Origin of the sequence: uncultured Ruegeria sp. (assembly GCF_947504215.1) — a bacterium.
Taxonomy (GTDB): domain Bacteria; phylum Pseudomonadota; class Alphaproteobacteria; order Rhodobacterales; family Rhodobacteraceae; genus Ruegeria.
In genome coordinates this window covers 232,759-244,893 of sequence record NZ_CANNGO010000004.1, presented here as the reverse complement: position 1 = coordinate 244,893, position 12,135 = coordinate 232,759, and the positions used below count along the sequence as shown (strand labels likewise).

Here is a 12,135-nt window from a genome sequence, read left to right as displayed (position 1 = left end):
AAAGGAATATCTGAAATGAGACCACAGGCCGTTGCAACCCAGATGATCGACGACGCGCGTGTCCGGGTAACCCGTTTCGATTTCGAACGCGGTGCGCAAACAGGATGGCATCGCCACGCAATGGACTATGTCATTACAGCTGTCACCGAATGCCATATGCGTCTGGAGCTGCCGGATGGCACGATCAATGAAGTCACCGTTCCTGCTGGTGCAGCGTATCGTCGGGATAAAGGCGTTCAGCACAACGTGATCAATGCGGGGGATGCCCCGATGTCGTTTATCGAGGTGGAGCTAAAATGAAAATCACCCGGATCTCGGTCTATCACGTCGATCTGCCGCTCGAGCATCCCTATTGGTTGTCTGGTGGTCGGCTGAAGTTCGAAATTCTGGACGCAACTCTGGTGAAAATCGAGACGGAAAGTGGCTTGATCGGTTGGGGCGAAGGAACGCCTTGGGGTCACACCTACGTCCCTGCCCACGGGCCGGGTATCCGGGCGGGAATCGAGACGATAGCGCCCTTTGTCATGGGTCTTGACCCGCGTCGCGTCCTTGAGGTCGAGCGGGCGATGGACACGGCCTTGCCCGGACATCTCTATGCCAAAAGCCCGATTGATATGGCGTGCTGGGATATTGCCGGACAAGCAGCGGGTTTACCGATTGCGGATCTGATGGGCGGTGGGTCGCGCACGCCGCGCCCGATTGCGTCCTCGGTCGGCGCCAAGACGGCTGAAGAAACCCGCGAAGTGATGGAGCGGTATCGCGACCGTGGTTACGTAGCACACTCGGTCAAGATTGGTGGCGCTGTCGAGCGCGACATTGCCCGTGTCCGCGATGTAGAAAGCATCCGGAAACCCGGTGAGATCGTTCTTTACGATGTGAACCGGGGTTGGACGCGGCAGCAAGCATTGAAGGTCATGACGGCTTGCGAAGACATGAATGTGATGTTCGAACAGCCCTGTGAAACATTAGACGATATTGCGGCGATCTCGGGTCGTCACGCCTCACCCGTTTCTGTGGACGAAAGTCTTGTCACCTTGCAGGACGCCACCCGGATTGCCCGTGACGGGTTGGCCGAGGTGTTTGGGATCAAGCTGAACCGCGTAGGTGGGCTGACCAAGGCCGCGCGGATACGGGACATCGCGCTGGTCCATTGCATCGACATGTTTGTGATGGCCACAGGCGGCTCGGTTCTGGCCGATACCGAGGCGCTGCATCTGGCCGCAACCGTTCCGGACGACAATTGTCACGCGGTCTGGGCTTGTCAGGACATGATCACCGTTGATATCGCTGGAGGCCGTGGCCCGCGCAATCGCAATGGCCACCTGCACCTGCCCGAAACGCCGGGACTTGGCGTGTATCCGGACGAAGACGTGCTGGGCGATCCGGTGGCGGTCTACCGATGAAGGTCACCAAGATAACGCTCTGGTCTGTCGATCTGACCAGTCATGAGACCTATCACATGGCCGAAAGTAAGACCTGCGCGACAGTGAAAACGCATGTCCTTTGCTTCGAAACGGATACCGGGTTGAAGGGTTGGGGCGAGGTTTGTCCGATCCCACATTACCTACCTGCCTATGCCGATGGTGTCCCGGCTGCAGTGGCTGAGATGGGTCCTGAAATTCTGGGTATTTCACCTTTTGGGGTTGATGCGCCGATGCGCAAGCTGGATGGGTTTCTGCCGGGCCATGCATATGCCAAATCCATTGTTGATATTGCGCTTTGGGACCTGTTCGGACAGGCTACGGGTTTACCGCTTTATGCACTTTTGGGCGGGCGGACGCGCAAGGATATGCCGCTTTACCACTCAATCACTTGCATCGCACCAGACGAAATGGCTCGGATCGCAGCCACCGCGTATCAAAGCGGTATACGTCAGTTTCAGGTGAAACTGGGTGCCGATGGGGACTGGGAGGCCGATGCGGAACGTTTGCTCAAAGTGCGCGAAGCGGTGGGACCGGGTCCGATTGTCTATGGCGATTGGAACTGTGGGGCCTCGCGATTGCATGCGACACGCACAGGCCGCGCGGTGGCGCATCTTGATGTCATGTTGGAACAGCCCTGCAAAACGCTCGAAGACTGTGCCGCTGTTCGACAGGCCACCGGTTTGCCGATGAAAATTGACGAAAACGCCTATGATCTGGCCTCACTATTGCGGGCGCATGCGTTAGGCTGCATGGATGCGGTGGCGCTGAAACTGTCCAAATTCGGTGGTTTGTCAGCTATGCGCCGGGCGCGGGATCTTTGCTTGCAACTGGGCACCGAAACCTGCGCCGAATGCACATGGGGCTCGGATATCGTTACTGCCGCCTCGCTGCATTTTGCGGCGTCCACGCCGCACGGGGCATTGCTGAACACCTGTGATCTGTCGTCTTACGTGGCGCCGCGGATCTGCCCGGACGCGCCTGTTCGAACCAATGGTCGCATTGCCCCGCCCGAGGGCCCGGGCCTGGGCGTTGTGCCCGATATGGATGTTCTGGGTTCCCCGATTTTGGAGGTTGTTTGAGATGCTTAAGATTAACACTCAATCCGAATGGATCGCCCGCGCGCAGACGGTCTTGCCTGTGGGTGGGTTTGGCAATTTTGATCCCGGCATCATTATTGCCCGAGGTGAAGGCAGCCGGGTCTGGGATGAGGACGGCACCGAATACATCGACTACCTAATCGGCTCGGGGCCAATGCTGTTGGGCCATGGTCACCCCGAAGTGATGGAGGCCGTGCTGGAGCAATTGCCCAAGGGCATGACCTTCTTTGCCAATAACAGCAAAGGGATCGAACTGGCCGAGGCCATTGTAGATGCAGTACCTTGTTGCGAGCAGGTGCGGTTTGTCGCCTCGGGTGGCGAGGCAGACATGTACGCCATCCGCCTGGCGCGCGCCTTTACCGGACGCGATAAGATCCTGAAATTCGAAGGCGGCTATCACGGGATGAGCGCAGAAGCACAAATGAGCCTTGCCCCCAGCCGCGAGGTCAATTTCCCGCAGGCTGTGCCGGACAGTGCAGGTATCCCCGCGGGCGTGGTTGAGCAGATGCTGATCGCGCCATTCAATGACCTGGAGGCGGTTTCCAATCTGCTGAACGAACATGACGATATCGCGGCAATCATGGTCGAGCCTTTGCAACGCATTATTCCCGCGATGCCCGGGTATCTGCAGGGGTTGCGTGATTTGTGTGACAAACACAATGTGCTTCTGATCTTTGATGAGATCGTGACCGGCTTCCGTCTGGCCTATGGTGGGGCCCAGGAGCGATATGGCGTAACGCCGGATATTTGTACGCTGGGCAAGATTACGGGTGGCGGCTTTCCGCTGGCGGCCGTTGGTGCCAGTTCTGAGATCATGCAGCATTTCGACAAGTCGCGCGTTGGCGAAGACGGCTGGCTGATGCAATTGGGAACTCTCTCCGGCAATCCGGTGGCGTCGGTGGCAGGATTGAAGACGATGGAGATTTTGCGTCGAGACGGGGCCTATGATCGGCTCCGCACAATTGGCCGTGCATTGCAAAAAATGCAATCTGACGCGTTGAGGGCGGCAGGGATTGCTCATCAGATTTGTGGGGATGAAACGTTGTTCGATATCTATTTTACCGACAGCACCTGCAGAGACTACCGCAGCGCCAAACACGACGACCCCAAACGCAATGCCACTTACAATGCAGTTTTACGCGAGCACGGGATTTTCAAGTCACCGGGCAAGCTTTACCCTTCGCTGGCGCTAAACGAGGTTGATCTGGGGCAAACGAGAGAGGCAGTCGCCAAGGCCGTTGAAGCGATCTGCGATCAGTGATCAGAATCTCACCGATGAATCAATTGGGCCGCTGTCGAAATTGACAGCGGCCCTAACTGATTGGATTTCGGGGTTCAGTCTCGCCCCCTCGAATACTTACTACAACACCAACAATCTAAAACTTTTCGATACTTTCGAGACTGATCCGACTTTCCAATCGGTATGACACCTTAATGCCCGATGGCAGGGCGGGCGACAGTGAAGTAGTTCACATTGTTTAAATTTTTTATTAATTTTTCCAATCAAAGAACCCGGGACCTGCCTGTTTCAACAAATTGGCGGCCATATCGCGACCCATTTCAGCCCCGTCGGCGACAGGTCCGGTCAATTCCGCGGTGATTGATTCTGATCCGTCAGGGCGCAGAACTTCGCCGCGCAGGCGCAATTGACCGCTCAGGATTTCAGCCAGACCAGCGATCGGGGTTTCGCAGGACCCGTCCAACGCGCCAAGCAATGCCCGTTCGGCCTGCAGCCGCTGATTGGTTTCGCCATGATGGATGGCTTCGAGCATTTGGGCAGTGCGATGGTCGGTGCTGCGCCGTTCAATGCAGATCGTGCCTTGTGCAATTGCAGGCAGCATCTCATCGGGTGAGATTGCGATGGCCGGAACGTCGCTCATGGCCAGGCGCCGCAGGCCCGCCATAGCCAGAAACGTACAATCGGCGACGCCTTCAGACAGTTTTTTCAGGCGGGTTTGGACATTGCCGCGGAATTCTACCACGTTCAAATCCGGGCGGCGGTGCAGCAACTGTGCCCGGCGCCGAAGGGACGAAGTGCCCACCACAGCACCCTCAGGTAGATCATGGATCGATGCCAGGTGTTCCGAGATGAAAGCGTCCCGTACGTCTTCTCGGGGCAGGAAGGTATCCAGCACCAGACCCTCGGGTTGGGCGACGGGCATGTCTTTGGTCGAATGCACGGCGATATCAATGTCGCCCCGCAGCATCGCCTCTTCGATTTCCTTGGTGAAAAGACCCTTGTTGCCGATTTCCTTGAGCGGTCTGTCCGCGTCGATCATGGCGCGGTTGTCACCGGTGGTCTTGATGACCTTAATCGCGAACGCTTCTTCGGGAAGATCAAACGCCTTGCTCAGCCTTTGGCGCGTCTCATAGGCCTGAGCCAGAGCCAGCGGAGAACCACGGGTGCCAATCCGGAGGGGCGATGCGGGGGTGGGCAGGGTCAATGTCATGCGCCCAGCTTTAGTCGCGTCACATTGCCCTGACAATGGGGCCGCGCTTGACAAATTGCCGCCGAAAGCCGACCCGTTGCGCAATCTTGACGACTGGGGGCGAAGATGGCCGAGACAAAAAAACTGCTGCGGGCACTGGCGGGTGAGGTGCAGGAGGTGCCGCCGATCTGGATGATGCGTCAGGCCGGACGGTACCTGCCAGAATACCGAGCGGCGCGTGCGCAGGCGGGTGATTTTTTATCGCTGTGCTATAACCCCGAACTGGCAGCAGAGGTCACTTTGCAGCCGATCCGCCGCTACGGGTTCGACGCGGCAATCCTGTTTGCCGACATCTTGCTGGTGCCGCAAGCGTTGGGTGCGGATTTGTGGTTTGTCACGGGTGAAGGTCCACGTTTGTCGACGATCACGCAGCCGTCGGAGTTCGCGGCATTGAAGCCGGTCAGCGATATTCATGAAACGCTGTCGCCAGTCTATGAAACCGTCCGTATCTTGTCACGGGAATTGCCAGCCGAGACAACCTTGATCGGCTTTGCTGGTGCGCCCTGGACTGTCGCGACATATATGATCGCCGGACGTGGCACACCTGATCAGGGGCCTGCCCACGCATTGCGTGAAGGCGATACCGCCTTGTTCGAGGCTTTGCTGGATCGGATCACTGCGGCAACGATTGAGTATCTGTCAGCCCAGATTGAAGCCGGGGCCGAGGTGGTCAAGATCTTTGACAGTTGGGCCGGATCTTTGAAAGGCGAGGCATTCCAGAAATATGCCGTCGAACCCTGCCGGGTGATCACGCAAGCCATCAAAACGCGGCATCCCGGCATCCCCGTGATCGGTTTCCCAAGGGAAGCAGGTGAGGGTTATGTCGGGTTTGCAGGGGCGACCGGTGTGGATTGCGTTGCGCTGGACAATTCTGTTTCTCTGGATTGGGCGGTGGAACATGTGCAGGTCGATGGGTGCGTTCAGGGAAATCTGGCGTCGTCTCATATGGTGACAGGCGGGCAGGCGCTGGTGGATGAGACGCATCAGATCGTTGAGGCGTTTTCAAAAGGCCCACATATTTTCAATCTTGGACACGGGATCACACCGGATGCGGATCCGGAAAACGTTCAGTTGATGATCGATACCGTGCGCAGCCGGTGAAAGCGAAGGGGGCCAGCCCCCTTCTTGGCCTGCGGCCAATTCATCCCCCGGGATATTTTTAGCCAGATGAAGGATCAGACTGGGTCAGGTTGGCCAAGCTTGCCAGAATTTCCTTCGTATGTTCGCCTCGAATCGGGCTGGATTTTGGGTGCCAAGCTGTGTTCGCGAACCTCGGCGCGGGCGCGGCTTGCAAGGTCCCGTCGATGTCGCGCCATGTTAGGCGCGCGGCGTTCATATCATGCGCCTGCGCCTGTTCGGGGCTGAGCACCGGAGCGACGCAGGCATCCGTGCCGCGAAACAGTTCAGCCCAGTGATCACGGCTTCGCGTCAAAAATAGCGCAGCGAGACGCCGGGACTGATCTGGCCAGAGTGACCGGTCGAATTGCTGTTGGAACGCATCATCGTCTGAGAGGCCCATGATCTGCAGAAATTGCGCGTAAAACTTCGGCTCAAGGCATTGTACCGTGATGAAGCCGCCATCTAAGCAGATGTACGTTCGGCTCCAATGCGGGCCATCCAGTAAGCTTTGGCCGCGCGCCTCGGACAGGTTGCCGGTTTGGCGCATGCTCATGAGCAGGTTCAGCATATGGGCTGAGCCATCGTATATGGCTGCATCCACAATGGTGCCTTGCCCGGTCTTTTCAGCGTTGATCAAACCAGCCAGAAGACCTGTGACCAGATACATGGCACCGCCGCCGATATCGCCGACCAGTGTGGCGGGTGTCTGCGGAGGGGTCTCGGGCGCCGACGCGTACCAAAGCGCACCGGACAGGGCGATATAGTTAAGGTCATGACCGGCGTTCTGAGAAAGCGGGCTGTCCTGCCCCCAGCCGGTCATGCGACCATAGACCAGTTTGGGGTTTCGTTTCAGGCAGTGTTCGGGTCCAAGGCCCAGACGCTCCATCACGCCAGGGCGAAACCCTTCGATCAAAGCATCGGCTGTGTCGATCAGGCGTTTGGCGGTGTCCAGGTCGGCGTCGTCTTTGAGGTCGAGCGCTATCGATCGTTTTCCGCGATCCAGGATCGAACGTTCGGGCATCCCGGGAGTTATGCTTCCGCCCTTGCGGTGGATGGTGATGACATCGGCCCCAAGATCCGCGAGCAACATGGCTGCAAACGGGGCCGGTCCCAGGCCTTCGATCTCTATGACACGTATTCCATCCAGCATGCGGTAACTCTCCCTGCGCAAAGGTTTCGGTACTGTGACCGGAATGCAAGAGGGAGGTTCTGCGACGTGGCGTCTTGACCGGAAGGGCTAGGTGATCGCAAGTTCGGGTGTTTTGTTCGACCCGATAAAAGGAGGAACAAATGCCGGTGGTCCTATACGAGAAAGACGGACGGATAGCGCGGATTACCCTGAACCGCCCCGAGGTGATGAACGCCATCAATGATGAGCTTCCTGTGCAATTGTCCGATGCGGTGGCTCAAGCTGATGAGGACCCTGATATTCATGTCATGGTTCTTGCGGGCAACGGGTCAGGGTTCTGCGCTGGCTACGATCTGGCTTACTATGCCGAAGGCAACGGCGCGGGCGAAGTGACGCAAAGCATGCCGTGGGATCCGATCAAGGACTACAGTTTCATGTGGCGCAACACGCAGCATTTCATGTCGCTGTGGCGAGCAATGAAGCCGGTGATCTGCAAAGTCCATGGGTTTGCTGTGGCGGGCGGTTCGGATATCGCCTTGTGTGCCGATCTGACGATCATGGCCGAAGACGCGCAGATCGGGTACATGCCCGCCCGCGTCTGGGGCTGTCCGACCACGGCGATGTGGGTTTATCGTTTGGGAGCAGAAAAGGCCAAGCGCATGCTGTTTACCGGCGACAAGATCACCGGGCGCGAGGCGGCTGATATGGGCCTGATCCTGGACGCAGTTCCCTCCGACCAGCTGGACGATGCGGTCGAAGCCATGGCTTCGCGTATGGCATCAGTTCCTGTCAATCAACTGGCGATGCAGAAAATGGTGATCAATCAGGCCATCGAACAGATGGGTATGATGCAAACGCAGCGGCTGGCCACGATTTTTGACGGGATTACCCGCCATTCGCCGGAAGGCATCAACTTTAAAACCCGAACCGAGGAAGTTGGTTGGAAACAGACTGTTGCTGAACGGGATCAGGGCACGTGGGACTGGACAACCAATCAAGAGCTGCCCAAGCGCAACCGTTAAGATCTATCGGCATCTGACGTGAACTGACGCGCAGGGCTATGTGCAGAATTGACCTGTTCCGCGTTCTTTCTGCGCGATAGGGTGTCCGGCAGAACGGGGAGCAGACATGACGACCATTTTATCCATCAAGGATCTGCGCAAATCCTATGCTGATGGTTTTGAGGCGCTCAAAGGCGTATCGCTGGACATAGAAGAAGGCGAGATTCTTGCTCTGCTAGGCCCCAACGGGGCGGGAAAAACGACTCTGATCTCGACAGTTTGCGGAATCACGACGCCGACTTCCGGTTCCGTCACAGCGGGCGGTCACGACATCCAGACAGAATTTCGCGCTGCCCGAAAAATGATTGGTCTTGTGCCACAGGAAATCGCATTGGAGCCTTTTGAAACGGTCTGGAACACGGTCAGGTTTTCGCGCGGTTTGTTCGGATATGGCAGCGACAACGCGCGGATTGAAGAAATCCTGCGCAAGCTTTCTTTGTGGGACAAGCGTAAGAACTCCATCAAGGAATTGTCCGGGGGTATGAAGCGTCGGGTGCTGATCGCCAAGGCGCTGGCACATGAGCCACGTATCCTGTTTCTGGACGAACCGACCGCCGGGGTAGATGTCGAGTTGCGCAAGGACATGTGGGAGATCGTGGCCGAGTTGAAGCAAGCTGGCGTCACAATCATCCTGACCACCCACTACATCGAAGAGGCCGAAGCCATCGCTGATCGCGTCGGAGTCATCGACAAGGGTGAATTGCTGCTGGTACAGGACAAAGACACTCTGATGGCGCAGATGGGTAAGAAACAAATCGAGGTCATGCTGACCGATCCGATAACAGATATCCCCGACAGCCTTTCAGCGCATAACCTGACCTTGAACGGAAATGGGCGGGCACTGGTTTATACCTATGACACCAATGCAGATCGTACCGGCATCACAACGTTGCTGAACGACGTGGCGCAGGCGGGGCTTGTGCTGAGCGATGTGCAAACACGTCAGTCAAGTCTGGAAGAGATCTTCGTTAACCTTGTATCGGGAGAGGCCGTATGAACTGGTCCGCAATCGCCGCAATATATCGGTTCGAAATGGCCCGGTTTTTCCGCACGCTGGCACAGAGTTTTCTGTCGCCGGTTCTGTCGACCTCACTTTACTTTGTGGTCTTTGGCACAGCCATTGGCAGCCGTATTCAAGAGGTCGAAGGTGTATCTTACGGGGCCTTCATCGTCCCCGGGCTGATCATGCTGTCAGTTGTCATGCTGGCGATCACAAACGCCTCATTTGGAATCTATTTTCCCAAGTTTCTGGGAACAATTTATGAATTGCTCTCCGCACCCGTGAATTTCATCGAGATTGTGATCGGATATGTCGGGGCCGCGGCCACGAAATCACTGTTTGTCGGGCTGGTAATCCTGGTTACGGCGAATTTCTTTGTGGACATACGTATCGAGCACCCCTTGGCCATGGCCGCATTCCTGGTCCTGACCTGTCTCAGCTTTTCTTTGTTGGGGTTTATCATCGGCATCTGGGCCAGCAATTTCGAACAGATTTCCCTTGTCCCGCAGCTTGTTGTGACGCCGCTGATCTTTTTGGGCGGGACGTTTTATTCGATCTCGATGCTGCCTCCGTTGTGGCAGACAATCACTTTATTCAACCCGGTGGTCTATCTGATCTCGGGCTTCCGCTGGTCGTTTTATGGGCTGGCGGATGTGCCGATCACATTCAGCCTTTTGGCCATTCTAGCCTTTACGGGCATTTGTCTGGGCATCATCGGCTGGATCTTCAAAACAGGCTGGCGCATCCGAAGTTGACCCACCCTGGTGCGTTGCATTTTTGCCCGCAGCCTTAATGAAATTGGTTCACGTCGCGTTTTACGCCCAGCGAGTCCCTTGTTTACATCTTGGCTGCACTCTACATCGGCACCCATGAAGTTCAGCCTGCCGTTTGTAAAAAAGCAGCCCAGCGTGGCCGTCATCCGTCTGTCTGGTGCCATAGGTATGGCCGGACGCGGGTCGTTGAATGACACCACCTTGGCCCCCGTCATTGAAAAAGCGTTTCGCAAAGGCAAGCCGGTTGCAGTCGCGCTTGAGATAAACTCGCCTGGCGGTTCTCCGGTCCAAAGCTCATTGATCGGGGCGCGAATTCGTCGGCTGTCGCAAGAGCTCGAGATACCGGTCATAGCATTTGTCGAGGATGTAGCAGCCTCGGGCGGTTATTGGCTGGCAGCGGCGGCAGATGAGATATGGGCTGACGACAGTTCGGTCCTGGGCTCGATCGGCGTGATCTCGTCAGGGTTCGGAGCCCACGTCTTTCTGGCGCGACAGGGCTTTGAACGCCGGGTGCACACCGCGGGTCAGTCCAAGTCGATGCTGGATCCATTCGCCCCTGAAAAGAAAGAAGATGTCGCACGGCTTGAACGCTTGTTACACGACATCCACGAAAACTTCATTGTGCATGTCAAAGCAAGGCGCGGGGACAAGCTGGACCAAAGCGCTGATCTGTTCACGGGAGAGGTCTGGTTGGCCCGCCGTGCGCATGAGTTGGGTCTGATTGATGGCGTTGCCCATCTCAAACCAAAACTACAGGAACGGTTTGGCGAAAAGGTGAAGTTTCGCCGCTATGGCGTAAAGAAGCCGATCTGGTCGCGGTTCGGTGCGGCGCTGGCGCAGGATGCCGTGGCCGGACTAGAGGAGCGAGCAGCCTACGCACGTTTCGGCTTGTGACGTGATCGTCAAGATTGTCACTCTGTTCCTGATCGCCATGGGCGTATTGGCGATGTTCGGGAAGCTGCGCTTTCCCGGTCAGAAGCGTTTGAAATCGGCCAAATGTCCGCGCTGCGGACGTTTCAAAATTGGAAAAGGCCCCTGCGCCTGCGAAAAGGGAGGCCGGGCATGACGGCATGGCTGCTATCTGGCCTTGGATTGGTAATCCTTTTGCTGGCCGGTGATGCGCTGGTGCGCGGTGCCGTGAACCTGAGCCTGCGGTTGGGCGTGCCTGCGTTGATCGTCAGCCTGACCATTGTGGCTTTTGGCACATCTGCGCCAGAGCTGTTGATTGCAATCAGCGCCTTGAAGGAAAACGCGCCCGGGATCGCGCTGGGTAACGTTGTTGGTTCGAACACGGCCAACATCCTTCTTGTTCTGGGTGTACCGGCCTTACTCGCAACCTTGCACACCAGCGAATGCGACAGCCGCAAAAACTACGTCTTTATGCTGTTAGCAACAGTTTTGTTCATTGGGTTGGCATTTTGCGGCGTGTTCAACCTGTTCAGCGGGGCCATTCTGCTGACTGCGCTGGCTTTGGTGTTGGGGAATGCGTTTCGCGAGGCGAACGCCCATCGCAAAGCAATTGGTGACGCCTGCGCAGAAGAGGAAGAGTTGGAAGGTCTGGAAGAGGCCGATCCGGATATGCCGTATTGGAAGGTCTCGATTTACCTGATCCTTGGGTTGATCGGCCTGCCGATGGGTGCCCATTTGCTGGTGGACAACGCCACTATCATTGCGCGGGAATACGGCGTCAGCGAGACAGTGATCGGTTTGACCCTGATCGCCGTGGGAACCTCGTTGCCGGAATTGGCGACCACCGTTATGGCGGCGCTTCGCCGTCAGGCAGATGTTGCGCTGGGCAATGTCATTGGGTCCAACATGTTCAACCTGTTGGCCATTGTTGGTATCGCCACCTGGTTCGGAAAGATTCCTGTCGAACCCGAATTCTTGCGTTATGATCTGTGGGTCATGCTGGCGGCATCCCTGCTGCTGATCCCGTTTGTTTTCTTCAAAAAGGACATCTCACGTAACTGGGGTGTGGCATTGACTTTCCTTTATGTGCTGTATGTCACCACATTGCTGGTGTGATCTGACGGAAAGAGGTGA

At 56.8% G+C, this 12,135-nt stretch carries 12 protein-coding genes; 10 read left to right on the top strand and 2 right to left on the bottom strand.

Going from position 1 to position 12,135, the window contains the following annotated elements; genetic code table 11:
- Positions 1-15 precede the first annotated feature (15 nt).
- The 4 genes from Q1B21_RS10210 to Q1B21_RS10195 are packed head-to-tail and all read left to right on the top strand — an operon-like array spanning position 16 to position 3,782.
- The gene (locus tag Q1B21_RS10210) at positions 16-300 is read left to right on the top strand and encodes a cupin domain-containing protein (RefSeq protein ID WP_299889047.1); all 285 of its coding nucleotides are present in this window, start codon (positions 16-18) and stop codon (positions 298-300) included.
- Positions 297-1,403, top strand: a complete 1,107-nt coding sequence (locus Q1B21_RS10205; RefSeq protein WP_299889045.1) for a mandelate racemase/muconate lactonizing enzyme family protein — start codon at positions 297-299, stop codon at positions 1,401-1,403. The genes Q1B21_RS10210 and Q1B21_RS10205 overlap by 4 nt, the downstream gene beginning before the upstream one ends.
- A complete protein-coding gene (locus Q1B21_RS10200; RefSeq protein WP_299889043.1) occupies positions 1,400-2,503 on the top strand; it encodes a mandelate racemase/muconate lactonizing enzyme family protein in 1,104 nt (367 codons plus the stop codon). The genes Q1B21_RS10205 and Q1B21_RS10200 overlap by 4 nt, the downstream gene beginning before the upstream one ends.
- A 1-nt stretch (position 2,504) precedes the next feature.
- Complete coding sequence (locus tag Q1B21_RS10195; RefSeq protein WP_299889041.1) at positions 2,505-3,782, top strand: aminotransferase class III-fold pyridoxal phosphate-dependent enzyme; 1,278 nt, start codon at positions 2,505-2,507, stop codon at positions 3,780-3,782.
- Between the two features lie 229 nt (positions 3,783-4,011).
- Here Q1B21_RS10195 and hemC read toward each other — a convergent pair whose 3' ends face one another.
- On the bottom strand, positions 4,012-4,971 hold the full coding sequence (gene hemC / locus Q1B21_RS10190; protein ID WP_299889039.1) for a hydroxymethylbilane synthase: 960 nt from the start codon (positions 4,969-4,971) through the stop codon (positions 4,012-4,014).
- Positions 4,972-5,076: 105 nt separating this feature from the next.
- Here hemC and hemE point away from each other — a divergent pair, with 105 nt between their 5' ends.
- On the top strand, positions 5,077-6,111 hold the full coding sequence (hemE, locus tag Q1B21_RS10185; RefSeq protein WP_299889037.1) for a uroporphyrinogen decarboxylase: 1,035 nt from the start codon (positions 5,077-5,079) through the stop codon (positions 6,109-6,111).
- A gap of 58 nt (positions 6,112-6,169) precedes the next feature.
- Here the strand turns inward: hemE and Q1B21_RS10180 are convergent, their stop codons facing one another.
- Positions 6,170-7,279, bottom strand: a complete 1,110-nt coding sequence (locus Q1B21_RS10180) for a CaiB/BaiF CoA-transferase family protein (protein ID WP_299889035.1) — start codon at positions 7,277-7,279, stop codon at positions 6,170-6,172.
- Between the two features lie 140 nt (positions 7,280-7,419).
- Here Q1B21_RS10180 and Q1B21_RS10175 point away from each other — a divergent pair, with 140 nt between their 5' ends.
- The 5 genes from Q1B21_RS10175 to Q1B21_RS10155 all read left to right on the top strand — a co-directional run bounded on the left by Q1B21_RS10175 (position 7,420) and on the right by Q1B21_RS10155 (position 12,117).
- Positions 7,420-8,280, top strand: coding sequence for a crotonase/enoyl-CoA hydratase family protein (locus Q1B21_RS10175; protein ID WP_299889033.1), 861 nt, complete (start codon positions 7,420-7,422; stop codon positions 8,278-8,280).
- Positions 8,281-8,386: 106 nt separating this feature from the next.
- Entirely contained in the window at positions 8,387-9,316 is a 930-nt protein-coding gene (locus tag Q1B21_RS10170; protein ID WP_299889030.1) for an ABC transporter ATP-binding protein, read from the top strand.
- A complete protein-coding gene (locus Q1B21_RS10165) occupies positions 9,313-10,074 on the top strand; it encodes an ABC transporter permease (protein ID WP_299084276.1) in 762 nt (253 codons plus the stop codon). Before Q1B21_RS10170 ends, Q1B21_RS10165 begins: the two co-directional genes overlap by 4 nt.
- Positions 10,075-10,188: 114 nt before the next feature.
- Positions 10,189-10,986: a S49 family peptidase gene (locus tag Q1B21_RS10160; protein WP_299889028.1), complete on the top strand. Its 798-nt coding sequence runs from the start codon at positions 10,189-10,191 to the stop codon at positions 10,984-10,986.
- A 168-nt stretch (positions 10,987-11,154) separates the two neighbouring features.
- Entirely contained in the window at positions 11,155-12,117 is a 963-nt protein-coding gene (locus Q1B21_RS10155) for a calcium/sodium antiporter (RefSeq protein ID WP_298937730.1), read from the top strand.
- Positions 12,118-12,135 lie beyond the last annotated feature (18 nt).